A 14,704-nucleotide genomic window follows, 5' to 3' on the forward strand; every position below is an offset into this window, starting at 1 on the left:
CTCAGGGTCCTTCGGGTACGCGGTTCGGGCAGGGAACTGGCGGCGGCCGTCTCGGCCGCTATCCGCCGAGCCGGTCGAGGGCGTTACGGGTGATCTTCTCGGTGAAGAAGTCGCCCGCGACGAGGCCGTTGACCCACTCGGTGGTCCCGGCGTTGAAGACGGTGCCGCCATTGCGGGTGAACGTCGCCATCATCCCGGATCCGTACTGCCAGGACGGATCGGCGGGATCACCGGTCCGTCCCGTCAGCTCGCGCAGGCCCTGGCTCTCCGACGCGCCGCCGCTGCCGAGCGGCATGGTGCCCGACCAGCGGTCCTCCTCCGCGAGAACCGCCGGGCACATGGCGATGATCTCCAGATTCTCCGGCGCTCCGTCGACGAAGGTCGGGTACGGCTGGCCCTGCCGGAAGGTGTATTCGACCGAGTCGAGCTCGAATGCCGCGATGGTGACGGGCGCGGCGCCGATGACGTCGCCGTAGTACAGATCGGTGCCGTCGAACGCCCAGTGGTTCGGCCGGTAGACGGTGAATCCGCCGGAGGACCTCGGCGCCGCGTTGCCGTACCGGGCGTAGACGCCCGACGAGCCGGTCAGGCCCATCGTCTCGGCGGCAGGCCGGCCGATCGGCGGATAGTCCCAGGCCGTGGTCACCAGATGGGCGTCCGCGGTCTCCGTCACAGGGTCGGCGGCCGGGTCGCGGTAGCAGATCTGCGTGCCGCCGTCGTCGGTGATGCGCACCTGCCAGAAGAAGTTGCCGCCGAACCGCGCCACGTTCCCGCCACTGTCGACGAGGCGGTCGACGGCGTCGCGCATCCGCCACGACCAGTACTCGTCGTGGCCGACAAGGATCACGCAACGGTGACCGGCGAGCACGTCGGGGTCCGCGTCGAGGTCGTGCTGGGTGAGGTAGTCGAGCTCGTAGCCGGCCTCCTCCGCCCACACCACGAACGGACGCTCGTACGTCGCCCAGAACGCGTCGGCGTGATGGCGGGAGTAGCCGTTGTACCGCGCCCACTCGTAGGCCTCGTACCGAGGCTGCCAGAAGGGCGGCGGGGTGAACGAGTTCGACTCCCGGGGCGCCCCCGGAGGCTTGCGCAACATGCCGCGCGCGATCGGCCTGCGTGCGGAGACGACCGGCGCGCCGATGTCGTTGCGGGGATCGTCGCCGATGCCGCGGTACTGGTTCGCACCGCCCCAGTCGTTGTAGGCCATCATCGTGCTGGTCGACAACACGAGCGCGAGGGGCTTCTTGGGCCCGTCGGCGTCCGGCTTGACGACGAAGAAGTGCTCGCGCTCGAACACGGTGCCGTCCGCACGCGTGGTGCGCACCAGCACGAGATAGAAGCCGCTCGACCACGAGGCGTCCACGTCGATCGTGGCGAGGACCGGCCAGCCGCATCCGGTGGCATAACAGTCCGGCGCCGTCGAGGCGTGTTTTCCGGGGACCCCCTCCAGCAGCAACACCGTGCGCGGCCGCGCTCCGTCCCGGACGACCTCGATGTCGAAGGTCTCAGCCGTAGTCGAGCCGTGCAGCCGCACCTGGTCCCCCCGGTGATAGCTGAACCGGTCCGCGTAGCACCACACTTCCGCGTGGGCGGGGTCATCGGTGGGGAACTCCGACGACCAGCCGACAGGTGACCAGGCGTATTCCGGGCGTAGTTGGGTCACGGCGCTACTTCCTTCTCTTTCACTTTCTCTTTCGCCTTCGGCTTGTCCGCCGGCGAATCTTCCGGCGTGGCCTCGGCGCGGATGCGGTCGACGATCTCCGAGGCGCCGCGCTGGCACGCGTCGAGCGTCTCCGGCCGCGCGAGGTACATCCGGGTGAGCAAGCGGCTCGCCTGCCAGGCCGTCCGGTCGGGGCGCGGGCGTGGCGCTCCTCCGTGGATCCGGATGACCGCGAGGGTGCCTCCGGTGAGCGTCCACTGGGCGAACTCCGGCTCGACCGCGACGAACTCGCCCTCCTGTACGGCGCTGCGGACGAGGCGGCGGATCCCCCGGTGCAGTTCGTCGAGCTTGGCCCGCCAGCGTCCGAAGTCGCCGAGCAGCACGTCGTCGGCGTGCAGCCCCAGCAGGTTGTAGGGGCAGCTGAGGATGTGCCGGGCGTCGAGGAACAGGTGGGCCATGAGCCGCTCCGCCGGTGAACCCTCCTGGCGCACGAGCGCCTTCAAAGTCGCCGCCGGCACCTCGATGCTGACCCGGAGCAGGCTGTCGAGGATCTCCTGCTTGGACCCGAAGTGATGGAACAACGAGGGCTGTTGCACGCCGACTGCGGCAGCGATCTCCCGAGTGGTCGTCGCGGCGTATCCCTTGTCGGCGAACAGCGTGGCGGCCTCTCTGAGGATCCGGTGCCGGGTCTCCAGTTGCTCGGCCGAGCGGTTGGGCTCACGTGCTGCCATCGGGGCTGACCTCCAGGGGGAAGTGACAGGCCACGCTCTGCAGTCCGGGTCCGAGGGGCCGCAGTGGCGGCTCGGACGACGCACAGACGTCGGCCGCGTAGGGGCATCGCGTCCGGAACCGGCAGCCGCTCGGCGGGTTGGTCGCGCTCGCGATCTCACCGCCGAGTACCTGATTGCGTCGGGCCCGCTCGCGCGGGGGGTCCGCCACCGGCACCGTGTCGATCAGCGCCCGAGTGTACGGATGCGCCGGGCGCCCGTAAACGATCTCGGCGGGCCCGACCTCGACGAGCTTGCCGAGGTACATCACACCGATCACGTCGGAGATGTAGCGGACGACGGACAGGTCGTGCGAGATGACCACATAGCTGATCGCCGTCTGTCGCTGCAGGTCGCGCATCAGGTTCAGGATCTGCGCCTGGATCGAGACGTCCAGAGCGGACACCGGCTCGTCGGCGACGACGAGTTCGGGCCGCAGCGCGAGGGCCCTGGCCAGTCCGAGCCGTTGCCGCTGACCGCCGGAGAACTCATGGGGGTAGCGGCGCACCGCTCCGCGCGCCATCCCGACCTGACCCAGCAACTCCTCCACGCGTGCCCGCCTTGCGGTCCTGTCCTCGGAGCGCTGGACGCGCATCGGCTCGGCCAGGATGGAGCCCGCCCGCATCCGCGGGTCCATGGCGGCGTATGAGTCCTGGAACATGAACTGGATTCCGCGCAGGAGCCGCTTGCGCCGCGCACCACGCAGGCCGGCGAGATCGTCGCCGTGATACAGCACCCGTCCGGACGTGGGCCGCTCCAGGCCGGCCAGGATGCGGCCGATCGTGGTCTTGCCGCAGCCGGACTCGCCGACGAGGCCGAAGGTCTGCCCTGCCCGGATGCTCAGGCTGACACCGGCGACGGCGCTGACGCTTCCGACCCTGCGCTGGAGCACGCCGCGGTTCACCGGGAACTCCTTGTGCAGGTCGACGAGTTCCACCACGACCGGCGCCTCATCGGACGGCCGGCCGGCCGCGGGCTCGGCCACGGCCGCGCGCGGGGCCGCGCCGACGTGCTCGAGCGGGACGAAGCAGTGGTAGGCATGACCGCCCGCCTCGACGGTCACGGCGGGGAACTCCGCGCGGCACCGGTCGGTCGCCCGGACGCACCGTGGGGCGAAGGCGCAGCCGGTGATGGGCGAGGACAGGTCGGGCGGCTGCCCTGGAATCGTCCGCAACGGCTCGCCGGTGTTCACGGCCCTCTCCGGCAGCGCGTCGAACAGCGCGGCCGTGTACGGATGTCTCTCCCGCCCGTACAACTCGTCGGTCGCCGCCGTCTCCACGATCCGCCCGCCGTACATGACCGCGACCCGGTCGGCGTAGCCGGCGACGACGCCGAGATCGTGGGTCACGAGGACGACGCCCATGTCGAGCTCGCGCCGCAGCCGGTCGATGACACCGAGGATCTGCTTCTGGATGGTGACGTCGAGAGCAGTCGTCGGCTCGTCGGCGATGAGCAGCTTCGGCTCGCAGGCCAGCGCGATCGCGATCATGACCCGCTGCCGCATGCCCCCGGACAACTGATGGGGGTAGTCGTGGACGCGCCGGGCCGCGGCCGGCATGCCGACCTGGTCGAGCACCTCGACCGCACGCGCGGCCGCCTGGCGCCGGGAGACCCGCCGGTGCAGCCGTACGGCCTCGGCGACCTGGTCACCGATCGCCATGGTCGGATTGAGCGACGACATCGGGTCCTGGAAGACCATGCCGATCTCACCGCCACGAACCCGGCGCAACCCGCTTTCCGACAGGGGGACCAGGTCGCGGCCGTCGAGCATGATCCGCCCGCCCGTGATGCGCCCGCCGTGTGGCAGCAACCTCATCACCGACAGGGCCGTCAGCGTCTTGCCGCTGCCGGACTCGCCCACGATCCCGAGGACCTCGCCGCGGTCGACGTGCAGGTCGACGCCATTGACGACGTGCACGGTCGTGTCCCCGGACCGGATCTGGGTGTGCAGGTCCTCGATGCGCAGCAGCCCCGCGGGGGCGGCGGAGACGTTCTGGGTCATGGCGGGTCAGCCCCTAACCGTCCGCAGCCGGGACTCGAAGGAGTCGCGGACCGCGTCGCCGATGAAGTTGAAGGCCACGACCGTCAGCACGATCGCGAGGCCCGGCGGATAGATCAGCCACCAGTAGCCGGAGTAGCTGTAGTTGACACCGTCGGAGAGCATCCCGCCCCAGTCGGCGGCCGGCGGGGGGACGCCGAGCCCGAGGTAACTCATGGCGGCGACCGCGAGGATCGCATCCGCGATCTGGAAGGTCACATTGACCGCGATCGTGCCGATCGCGTTCGGCAGCACATGCTGGAAGAGGTTGTACGGTCCGCCCGCGCCCATGCCGCGAGCCGCCTGGACGTACTCCCTGATCTTGAGAGTAAGCGTCTCCCCGCGGATCAGCCTGGCGGGGATGAGCCAGGAGACCACCGCGATGACGATGATGAGCACCGGCTTGGACGGCCGGAAGATCGTCGCCATCAGCAGGAGGAAGAACAGCGTCGGGATGGACAGCAGGATGTCGGTGACCCGCATCATCAGGCCGTCGACCACGCCTCCGACGTAGCCGGCGATGGCGCCGTAGACGCTGCCGAACAAGGTGGCGATCAGCGCGGCGGCCAGGCCGACCTCAAGCGAGGTCTGACCGCCCGCCATGAGCCGCCCCAGTTCGTCGTATCCCACGCTGTCGGTGCCGACGGGGTGCCCGGCCCCGGGGGGCAGGGTCACCTGGTCGAGATTCGTGTGCACCTGGTCGGTGTGGTAGACCAGCGGCCCCACGAAACAGAACAGGACGATCAGCACCACCAGCACGAGGCCGAGGACCGCCAGCCTGTTCTGCACGAAGACCTTGAGCGCGGCCCTGATCGGCGAGGCGGCCGCGCGGCCCTCCTGCGCCGGGGCGGCGGGGAGGCCGGGTCGGGGCGGCATCTCCGCCTCGGTGAGGGTCATCGGTGTCTCCTCATTGCTGGCCGGCTATCGGGCGGATCGGATGCGGGGGTCGACGACCGCGTACAACAGGTCGGCGAGCAGCGACCCCAGCGCGGTCGCCACGCCGACCACGACGGTGGTGCCGAGCAGGATCGGGTAGTCCTGGGTCTGCGCCGCGCTCCAGAACAGCAGGCCCATTCCGGGGAAGTTGAAGACCGACTCGACCACCAGGGCCCCGCTCACGACGACCGGGATGGTGAGCCCGATCATCGTGATGATCGGCAGGAGCGAGTTCCGCAGGACATGGTGGACCACGACGAGGTTCGTCGAGGCTCCCTTGGCTCGGGCGGTCCGGACGTAGTCCTGGGTCAGCGCCTCGATCGCCGACGACCGGGTGTACCGGGTGAACAACGCGACGGTCACCAGGGTGAGGGTGAGCACCGGCAGCACCAGCCCGGACGGGTGCGTGAGCACGTCGAGGAAGTCTCCCTGGGGCGCCTGGGGCGGCAGCGCCCCGAGGTCGATCGAGAAGACGATCACCAGCAGGATCGACAACCAGAACAGCGGCATCGAGTAGAAGACGAACGCGACACCGGTGACGGCGTAGTCGGTGAGCCGGTTGCGCCTCACCGCCTGGGCCAGCCCGAGCGGCACGGCGACGACCAGGGCGATCAGGTTCGCGATGCCGACGAGCAGGACCGTCTTGGGCAGCCGGTCGGCGATCAGGGCGGCCACGCTCTGGTTCAGCTTGTAGGAGTACCCGAGGTTTCCCGTGGCCAGATGCCCCAGCCACACCACGTACTGCGCCACCAGCGGACGGTCGTACCCGTTCGCGTGGTCGAACGCCGCGATCGCCGCCGGCGTGGCCCTGGGGCCGAGGATCGCCCGGGCCGGGCCGCCGGGCAACAGCCTGGTGAAAACGAACACCACGATGGTCACGCCGAGGACGACGAGCACGCTCTGCCACAGGCGCCGGACGATGAACTTGCTCACGTCGTCATCCCTGCTTCACGAAGTACCACTTCTCCGGGGTGAGCGAAAGGCCGTCGGACGGCTGCGGGATCGCGCCGCCGAGACTGCTCTTGATGGCCGACACCTGGCTCGCTTCGGTCGGCATGAAGAGCATCGGCAACTGCTGGGCGGTGTAGTCCTCCCAATCGGCGAACACGGACGGGTCGTTCTCGGTCGTCGTGGCCTTGACCTTCTCGTCCATGGTCTTGTCGCTGTAGCTGCCCCAGTTGCCGACCGCGCCGGTGGAGAAGGCCACCTCGCCGCTCGGGTAGTTGTCCGGCGCGAACTCCCAGCCGGTGCCCCAGTAGGCCATCTGCCAGGAGCACGCCGCCTCCGACGGCTTGCACGGCGTGGTGACGCCGAAGATGTCGCTGGTGGGCGTCTGCGAGAGGTTGAGTTCGATGCCCACCTGGCTCAGCGCCGACTTGAAGGCGCGCATCTCCTGGTCGACCTCCGGGACGCCGGAGGCGTAGACGAGATCGAAACTGAGCTTCTGCCCGGCCGTGACGCCCGCGCCGCAGTGCCCGCTACCGGTGCCGGGAGAGGCGCAGGTCGACACGCCTCCGGAGGTCACGTTCCAGCCGTTGGCCCGCAGCAGGTCCGCGGCGTGCTTCGGGTCGTACGGATACAGCGGCGTCTTGCCGGCGTCGCTGAGGTAGGGAGAGTCGGGCTTGGTGGGCACCGGGCCGTTGTCCGGCCCTCCGTTGCCGTGCAGGATCGCGTTGATGTACTGCGGCTGGTCGATCAGGCTCTGCATCGCCTGCCGGACGTACAACTGCGAGAACAGCGCGCCCACCTTGGGGTTGTGGAAGTTCATGGGCATCACGTTCATCGACCAGAGGTACCAGGGGTCCACGGTGTAGCCCGTGGCCTGCAGCGCCTTCTCCTGGCCGTGATCGGTCGCCGGGATGTAGCCGTAGGTCAGCTGTCCGGCGCGCAGGGCGTTGAACTCGGCGGCGGCCGACGTGAACGGCTGCTCGACGAACTTGGCCAGGTGTGGCTTGTTCGCCCCCGAGTAGCTCGCGTTGGGGACGAACTCCGCGTACCCGTCGGGCCGGAACGCCGACAGCTTCCACGGCCCGTCGACCACCTGCCATAGCGGGTCGGAGGCGTACGACTGCAACTTGCTCGCCTGGCCGTCGAGGAACTTGTAGACGGCCCGCGCGGACGAGGTCTGCTGGTCGTAGTCACCGACGGCGCCCGCGGCGGAGGTCTTGTCCCAGGCGTGCTGCGGCATCGGGGTGATCTGGCTGAGCTCGTTGAACGTGAACCACGTCGGGTCGACCGGGGCGTCCAGGGTCAGGACGATCTCGTTCGGCTTCGGCGCATCGACCGACTTCACGTCGTCGGGGAAGAACCCGGGGACGTATTCGCCGTAGTTCGCCGAGTTGGCCCGCAGCATGTTGATCCAGAAGGTGACGTCCCTGCTGGTCACCGGCTTGCCGTCCGACCAGTTGTACGGCTTCAGTGTGATGTCGACGACGGTGTTGCCCTTGGTGTACTTGGGCGGCTCGGCCAGGCTCAGATCGTCATTCTCGACGATCTTGTCGCCGTCGCCGAACCAGTACAGCGGCCGCCACATCAGGTACTGGAACTGGTTGATGTTCGAGGTGCTGAAGTACTGCAGGGCATCCAGCGGAAAGATGTAGTTCGGAGGGGTTCCTGGCGCTTCGGCCCATGTGGCCGTGCCCCCCTCCTGCGGTGCGCCGGTCGCCGGAGCGTTCACACCGGCCGAGGGGGCGCCGCCCCCGGTACAGGCGGCGAGAAGCCAGCTCATGACGAGCACGGACGCGATTGCCAGCGATCGGCGACGTAACGGGATTCTGCTCCGCGACGACGGCACGGTCTCCCGCATGGGACCACCTCATGTCTCTTCAGCAGGTGTCGACCAAGGGTCATCGGGCGGAGCCAACCGCCTCCACCCGAGGCCGTGGAGCAGAGAGTAGACCTATCAATTGATAGGGCACAAGGTATCGGCCATCCCTTTTTGCCCGACCCATTTCCGACTGGTTACGCGACCCCACACTACGTTTCACCTGCATTTCCATCACCTGGACGGCACCCTGATCACGTCTTCGCGGTGATTCGGTCCCCGCCGATACATCACGGACTTCCCCTCCGGAGTAGAACGCGTTACATTCCACTGGAATGATGTTCTGACGTGGCGGAGGTCTCGTGGGCAGCCCGGTGATCGTCGAAGCGGTACGGACTCCGATCGGGAAGAGGGGTGGCCTGCTCGCCGGCGTCAAGCCGCAGGCTCTCCTCGGCGCCGCCCTGAAGGGGCTCGTCGACCGGTCGGGCGTCGATCCCACGGCCGTCGAGCAGGTCTTCGCCGGCTGCGTCACCCAGGCGGGCGAGCAGGGCGGTCATGTGGGCCGGCACGCCTGGCTCTACGCGGGCCTGCCGTACGGGGCGGGGGTCACGACGGTCGACGCGCAGTGCGGGTCGTCGCAGCAGGCCGTGCATCTCGTCGCCGCGCTGATCCAGGCGGGCGTCATCGACGTGGGGATCGCGTGCGGCGTGGAGGTCATGAGCCGCCAGCCCCTCGGCAGCAACGTGCTGCCCGCGAAACCGCGGCCGGACGACTGGTCGATCGACCTGCCCGACCAGTTCACCGCCGCCGAACGGATCGCCGGCCGCCGCGCTCTCACCCGCGAGGACCTGGACGCGTTCGGAGCGCGGTCGCAGCAGTTGGCCGCCAAGGCCTGGGCCGACGGCAGGTTCGGCCGTGAGGTGCTCTCCGTGGCCGCTCCCGTGCTCGGCGAGGACGGACAGCCGACGGGCGAGAGCCGTACGGTCACCAGAGACCAGGGACTGCGGGAGACGACGACGGAGGGGCTCGCGCGGTTGCGCCCGGTCCTCGGGGAGAACGGCACGCACACGGCCGGCACGTCGTCACAGGTCTCCGACGGCGCGGCCGCGGTGCTGCTGATGAGCGAGGAGGCGGCCGGACGGCACGGCCTGCGGCCCCGCGCCCGGATCCTCGGGCAGACGCTGGTCGGGTCCGAGCCCTACTACCACCTCGACGGGCCGGTCGACGCGACGGCGAAGGTGCTCGACCGGTCGGGGATGTCGATCGGCGACCTCGACCTGTTCGAGGTCAACGAGGCGTTCGCGGCCATCGTGTTGTCATGGGCGTCGGTCCACCGGCCCGACATGGACCGGGTCAACGTGAACGGCGGCGCGATCGCGCTGGGGCACCCGGTCGGCGCGACGGGCGCACGGCTGGTCACGACGGCGCTGCACGAGCTGGAACGATCGGACTCCTCGACCGCCCTCGTCACGATGTGCGCCGGCGGAGCCCTGGCCACCGCGACCATCCTCGAGCGCATCTGAGACGTCGTCTCCGGAGAAACCCGGGAATCCACAGGAGGTCGGGACTCCGGTCGGGATCTACGGGAGGACTTCCCGTCATACACTCTTAGACATCGGATGTCTAAGAGTCCACGCACGCTGGGATCGCCCCCGCTGACAGGACTCCAAGGAGTGCATGGCGTGGCAGTCACCGACGCGGCGATCGACAGCATCAAGGACATGATCATTTCGGGCGAGCTGGCCCCCGGCGACCGGCTGCCCAAGGAGGCCGACCTGGCCGAGCGCCTCGGCCTGTCCCGCAACTCGCTCCGCGAGGCCGTCCGGGCGCTCGCCCTGATCAACGTCCTCGACGTACGGCAGGGCGACGGCACCTATGTCACGAGCCTGGAACCCCATCTGCTGCTGGATGCGCTGTCGTTCGTGGTCGACTTCCACCTGGACGACACGGTCCTGCAGTTCTTCCAGGTGAGAAGGATCCTGGAGCCGGCGGCCACGGCGATGGCGGCGACCCAGATGGGCGGCGAGGACATCGAGGACCTGCGCAAGATCCTCGACTCCCTTCCGGCGGAGCCGAGCGTCGAGCAGCTCGTGGCCAACGACCTGGAGTTCCACCAGCGGATCGCGGCTGGCTCAGGCAACGCCGTCCTGGCCTCGCTGATCGAGAGCCTGTCGGGGCCGACCACCCGGGCGCGGGTGTGGCGCGGTCTCACCCAGGAGGGCGCCCTGGGCAAGACGCGCGAGCAACACGTGGCCATCTACGAGGCGATCGCCTCGCACCAGCCCGACATCGCGATGGCCTGGGCGACCGTCCACGTGGCCGGGGTCGAGGAGTGGCTCCGCCAGGCCCTGTGAGCCCTTCCTCACCGGGAGGGGCGCTGCCGGCCCGCGATGCTGTTCCGCTGGACCCACGCGGGGTAGAGCGCGGGGATCCGGCTCACCTCGTCGAGCTGAGCGAGATCCTCTTCGGTGAGGGACAGATCGGCCGCCGCGACGTTGTCGGCGAGCTGCTCGGGCCTGCGGACGCCCACGATGACCGAGGTGACGGAGGGCCGCGCCAGGACCCACGCGAGCGCGACGCGTGCGGCGCTGACCTCGTGGCGCGCGGCGACCGTCTTGAGCACGTCGATGACGTCGTAGGCGTGCGTCCGGTCGATCGGGGGGAAGTCGGGGTAGCCCTGCTGCGCGTGCCGCGAGCCCGGGTCGGACGCGCCGGCACGGTCGAACTTCCCGGACAGGAACCCCCCGGCGAGCGGCGCCCACACCATCAGGCCCAGCTCGTGCTCCTCGATCATGGGCAGCAGTTCGTGCTCGAGGTCCCGCCCGACCAGCGAGTAGTACGCCTGCACCGAGACGAATCCCGCCAGATCACGCAACGCCGAGACGCCGAGCGCCTTCGCCACCTGCCACGCGGCGAGGTTCGAACATCCTATGTATCGGATCTTGCCCTGCCGTACGGCGTCGTTCAGTGCACCCAGCGTCTCCTCTATCGGCGTCAGCGGGTCGACGTTGTGGAGCTGGTACAGGTCGATGTGATCGGTCTGCAGCCGGCGCAGGCTGTCCTCCAGGGCCCGAGCCGTGTGGAGACGCGACAGGCCGATCTCGTTGACCCCCGGTCCCACGCGTGCGGCCAGCTTGGTCGCCAGGACGACCTCGTCCCGGCGGCCCTTGAGCGCCCGGCCGAGCATGATCTCGGATTCACCGGCCGAGTAGACGTCCGCGGTGTCGACGAAGTTCACCCCGGCGTCGAGGGCGGCGCCGACGATGCGGTCGGCCTCATCCTGCTCGAGGTGCCCCAGCATGCTGTACAGAGCATGGTCGGCACCTCCGAAGGTCATCGCACCCAGGCAGATCTCCGACACGAGCACGCCAGTACGGCCCAATAGGCGATATTTCATAATTTCCCCCGTCTTTACGAGCTTGCCCTTGAACCCTAGAGACGGAAATCCGGACAATCCATGCGAGAAAGTCCGATTTGTCTGATCGATCGTCCGGAGTTCCCCCTTGGATGCCCTGTCCCACGTCCTGTCCCTGCTGAACGTCGAGAGCGCCGCGCCCTCCCGCTTCGAGGCCGGGGGCCCCTGGGCGCTGAGGTTCCCGGGGGGCTACCGGTACGCGAAGTTCGGCGTGGTGCTGGCGGGCTCCTGCTGGATCTCGCCGAAGGACGCCGCGCCGGCACTGCTGCGGCAGGGGGACTGCTGGATGGTCACCAGCGGCGGGCCGTACGTCATGTCCAGCGACCTGGAGACGCGGGCCGTCGACGCCGTGCCGGTGTTCCTGGCGGCCGAGAGCATCGACCGCGTCCGGTACGGGGACGCGACCGTCGACACCGTCCTGTTCGGCGGAGCCCTCACCTTCGACGAGCACAACGCCAGGCTGCTCCTCGACGTGCTGCCGTCGCTGGTGCACGTCCCCGCGTCGTCCAATCAGGCGGAAGTCCTGCACATGGCGATGCGGCTGCTCGACCAGGAGACGGCCACGCCCGCGCTCGGCTCCGCGTTCATGACCGAACGCATCGTCCACATGGTTTTCGTGCAGGCCCTGCGCACCTACGCCGCCACGATGGCGGCGGACGGCGAGTCGCCGGGCGGCTGGCTCAGCGCTCTGCTCGATCCCCAGATCGGGGGCGCGCTGCGGCTGATGCACGAGGACGCCGCGCGCAAGTGGACGGTCGACGACCTCGCCACCACCGTGGGCATGTCACGGTCGACCTTCGCGGAGAGGTTCAAGGCCGTCGTCGGCTCCACCCCGCTCGACTACCTCATGCGCTGGCGCATGCACGCGGCCAGTCGGGAGTTGCGCGAGACCGACCGGACCGTGCACGCGATCGCCGGCAACTGGGGCTACGGCTCGGAGAGCTCCTTCAGCAACGCGTTCAAACGGGTCATGGGCACCTCGCCCCGGGCCTACCGGAGCAGGGACGCGTCCAGGTCGTCGATGTCGGGCAGTCCGTACCACTCCTGAGCGGTGCCGCCGAAGACCCGCGCACGCTCCGCCTCGGACAGACCCGACGTGAGCTCACCCGCAAGCTCGACCACCTGCGCGTACGACGCGGCGAGCTCGCACACCGGCCAGTCGGAGCCGAACATCACCCGGTCGGGGCCGAAGGAGTCCAGGATGCGGGCCGCGTAAGGCGCGATCTGCGGGGTCTCCCAGTCCGTCCACGACGCCTCGGTCACCAGCCCGGAGAGCTTGCACGCGACGTTCGGCAGCTTGGCCAGCTCGGCGAGCCCGCTCGCCCACGGCTCGATCTCACCGGTGGAGACAGGCGGCTTGGCCCCGTGGTCAAGCACGAAACGCAGGCCGGGCATGTCCCGCACGACGGACAGGGCCGCCGGGATCTGCGGCAGCAGCACCAGCAGGTCGTAGGCCAGTCCCGCCTCGGCGACCGCGCGCAGCCCCGCGCGGACGTCGGAACGGGCGATCCACTCGGGGTCCGCCTCGTCCTGCACCTGATGGCGGATGCCGACGAGCAGCTCTCCCCCGGCCGATCCGCGCAGTCGCTCCACCTGATCGGTCACGCCGGTGGTGAGGTCCACCCACCCGACGACACCGGCGATCAGCCCGTCCGACCCTTCGGCTGTGCCGAGGAACTCGACCGTCTCGCCGAAGTCGGAGACGGTCTGCACGAGGACCGTCCCGCTCACCCCGGCGGCGGCCGTCTCCCGCCTGAGATCCTCCAGCCCGTACGGCTTGCGCACCGGCGCGAGGGCGTCCCCGGACATCCAGGGGTAGGTCCGGCGGGACGGGTCCCAGAGATGGTGATGCGCGTCGATCACGACACGTCTCCTTGTCGTCGTGCGCGGCTGGATCAGACGGACGGTCAGACGGAGAGGAGGTCCGGCCAGAGGTCGTCGGGGACGGACAGGTCGGTCAGGGCCATGTTCTGCTCGACCTCCGCGGCCGAGCGCATGCCGACGACGACCGAGGCCACCGCCGGGTGCCTGAGCGGGAACGCCAGGGCCGCCTGCGGCAGCGTGACCTCGTGCCGTTCGCACACCCGGGCCATGGCCCTGGCCCGCTCCAGCAGCTCCGCGGGAGCGGGCGCGTAGTCGTAGGTGCCGGCGGGGTCGTGGGTGGCGAGCAGCCCGCTGTTGAACACTCCCCCGACGAAGACGGACACACCGCGATCCAGGCACAGCGGCAGGAGTTCCTCCTCGCCCGACCGGTCGAGCAGCGAGTAGCGCCCGGCCAGCAGCACCACGTCGATGTCGGTCTCCCTGACGAGGTCGCCGAGCATCCGCGTCTGGTTCATCCCTGCGCCGATCGCCTTGACGACGCCCTGGGCACGCAACTCGGCCAGCGCGGGATAGGCCTCGGAGAGGGCTTCCTTGTAATGGGCGTCCGGGTCGTGGAGGAGGGCGATGTCGACCGAGTCGAGGCCGAGCCGCTCCAGGGATTCCTCGAGCGAGCGCCGCACGCCGTCGCGGGAGAAGTCCCAGACACGTGTGTGGGTCGCGGGCACGTCGAAGCCCTGGTCGTCACGCCCACCGGCCGAGCTCGGCTCGAGCAGACGGCCCACCTTCGTGGAGACGACGTAGTCCTCCCGCGGCCGGTCCCGCAGCGCCGCGCCGATCCGCCGTTCCGACAGGCCCAGGCCGTAATGGGGGGCGGTGTCGAAGTAGCGGATGCCGGCATCCCACGCGGCGTCGATCGCGGCGGACGCCTCCTCGTCCGAGAGGGCCGAGTAGAGGTTGCCGAGCGGGGCGGAGCCGAATCCGTAGGGGGTGACGTTCATGGGAGCTCCCACACCATGCGAAGGCCGGTCGCGGCCGGGTCGAAGTCGGCGTCGAGCAGCGGGTTGATCCGGGCCTGCCACGCCTGGTCGGCGGGGCTGTCCCGGAGGAAGCGCTGCAGGCTCTCATAGTCGTCGACCTCCACGTAGTGGAACAGGTCGAGTCCGTCGCGCCAAATCCGCCAGGTGTGCACGCCGCCCTCTCGCAGGGCGGCGTCCAGATCCTCCGGGATCACCGCGTGGACCTTCTCGTACTCGTCGACGGCATCCGCCTTGAGCCGGGTGCGCAGAGCGATCCTCTGCAT

General features: G+C 69.4%; 13 protein-coding genes. 3 read left to right on the forward strand and 10 right to left on the reverse strand.

Annotated elements, in window-relative coordinates:
- Nucleotides 1-58: 58 nt before the first annotated feature.
- Genes Pmi06nite_RS25750 through Pmi06nite_RS25775 form a run of 6 tightly spaced genes read right to left on the reverse strand, consistent with a single transcriptional unit; the run spans nucleotide 59 to nucleotide 8,129 of the window.
- Nucleotides 59-1,663, reverse strand: a complete 1,605-nt coding sequence (locus tag Pmi06nite_RS25750; protein ID WP_203955679.1) for a N,N-dimethylformamidase beta subunit family domain-containing protein — start codon at nucleotides 1,661-1,663, stop codon at nucleotides 59-61.
- Nucleotides 1,660-2,391: a TetR/AcrR family transcriptional regulator gene (locus tag Pmi06nite_RS25755; RefSeq protein ID WP_203955680.1), complete on the reverse strand. Its 732-nt coding sequence runs from the start codon at nucleotides 2,389-2,391 to the stop codon at nucleotides 1,660-1,662. The genes Pmi06nite_RS25750 and Pmi06nite_RS25755 overlap by 4 nt, the downstream gene beginning before the upstream one ends.
- On the reverse strand, nucleotides 2,378-4,429 hold the full coding sequence (locus Pmi06nite_RS25760; protein WP_203955681.1) for an ABC transporter ATP-binding protein: 2,052 nt from the start codon (nucleotides 4,427-4,429) through the stop codon (nucleotides 2,378-2,380). The genes Pmi06nite_RS25755 and Pmi06nite_RS25760 overlap by 14 nt, the downstream gene beginning before the upstream one ends.
- 6 nt (nucleotides 4,430-4,435) lie before the next feature.
- Complete coding sequence (locus tag Pmi06nite_RS25765; RefSeq protein ID WP_239114205.1) at nucleotides 4,436-5,362, reverse strand: ABC transporter permease; 927 nt, start codon at nucleotides 5,360-5,362, stop codon at nucleotides 4,436-4,438.
- A gap of 24 nt (nucleotides 5,363-5,386) precedes the next feature.
- Nucleotides 5,387-6,334: an ABC transporter permease gene (locus Pmi06nite_RS25770; RefSeq protein WP_203955682.1), complete on the reverse strand. Its 948-nt coding sequence runs from the start codon at nucleotides 6,332-6,334 to the stop codon at nucleotides 5,387-5,389.
- Between the two features lie 4 nt (nucleotides 6,335-6,338).
- Nucleotides 6,339-8,129, reverse strand: a complete 1,791-nt coding sequence (locus Pmi06nite_RS25775) for a peptide ABC transporter substrate-binding protein (protein WP_203955683.1) — start codon at nucleotides 8,127-8,129, stop codon at nucleotides 6,339-6,341.
- 398 nt (nucleotides 8,130-8,527) lie between these two features.
- On the opposite strand from Pmi06nite_RS25775, the gene Pmi06nite_RS25780 reads away from it, so the two are divergent.
- Both Pmi06nite_RS25780 and Pmi06nite_RS25785 read left to right on the forward strand, forming a co-directional pair.
- Nucleotides 8,528-9,688: a steroid 3-ketoacyl-CoA thiolase gene (locus Pmi06nite_RS25780; protein ID WP_203955684.1), complete on the forward strand. Its 1,161-nt coding sequence runs from the start codon at nucleotides 8,528-8,530 to the stop codon at nucleotides 9,686-9,688.
- 159 nt (nucleotides 9,689-9,847) lie between these two features.
- Complete coding sequence (locus tag Pmi06nite_RS25785; protein ID WP_203955685.1) at nucleotides 9,848-10,519, forward strand: FadR/GntR family transcriptional regulator; 672 nt, start codon at nucleotides 9,848-9,850, stop codon at nucleotides 10,517-10,519.
- Nucleotides 10,520-10,527: 8 nt separating this feature from the next.
- Here Pmi06nite_RS25785 and Pmi06nite_RS25790 read toward each other — a convergent pair whose 3' ends face one another.
- Entirely contained in the window at nucleotides 10,528-11,562 is a 1,035-nt protein-coding gene (locus tag Pmi06nite_RS25790; RefSeq protein WP_203955686.1) for an aldo/keto reductase, read from the reverse strand.
- 106 nt (nucleotides 11,563-11,668) lie between these two features.
- Between Pmi06nite_RS25790 and Pmi06nite_RS25795 the strand changes: the two genes are divergently transcribed.
- On the forward strand, nucleotides 11,669-12,628 hold the full coding sequence (locus Pmi06nite_RS25795) for an AraC family transcriptional regulator (protein WP_203955687.1): 960 nt from the start codon (nucleotides 11,669-11,671) through the stop codon (nucleotides 12,626-12,628).
- Here Pmi06nite_RS25795 and Pmi06nite_RS25800 read toward each other — a convergent pair.
- Genes Pmi06nite_RS25800 through Pmi06nite_RS25810 form a run of 3 tightly spaced genes read right to left on the reverse strand, consistent with a single transcriptional unit; the run spans nucleotide 12,571 to nucleotide 14,704 of the window.
- Nucleotides 12,571-13,443 carry an amidohydrolase family protein gene (locus Pmi06nite_RS25800; RefSeq protein WP_203955688.1) on the reverse strand — a complete coding sequence of 291 codons (873 nt, stop codon included), beginning with the start codon at nucleotides 13,441-13,443 and terminating at the stop codon, nucleotides 12,571-12,573. The two genes, Pmi06nite_RS25795 and Pmi06nite_RS25800, sit on opposite strands and share 58 nt — an antisense overlap.
- 44 nt (nucleotides 13,444-13,487) lie before the next feature.
- Complete coding sequence (locus tag Pmi06nite_RS25805; RefSeq protein WP_203955689.1) at nucleotides 13,488-14,402, reverse strand: aldo/keto reductase; 915 nt, start codon at nucleotides 14,400-14,402, stop codon at nucleotides 13,488-13,490.
- Nucleotides 14,399-14,704 carry an L-rhamnose mutarotase gene (locus Pmi06nite_RS25810; RefSeq protein ID WP_203955690.1) on the reverse strand — a complete coding sequence of 102 codons (306 nt, stop codon included), beginning with the start codon at nucleotides 14,702-14,704 and terminating at the stop codon, nucleotides 14,399-14,401. The genes Pmi06nite_RS25805 and Pmi06nite_RS25810 overlap by 4 nt, the downstream gene beginning before the upstream one ends.

The organism is Planotetraspora mira (assembly GCF_016863275.1).
GTDB classification, from domain to species: domain Bacteria; phylum Actinomycetota; class Actinomycetes; order Streptosporangiales; family Streptosporangiaceae; genus Planotetraspora; species Planotetraspora mira.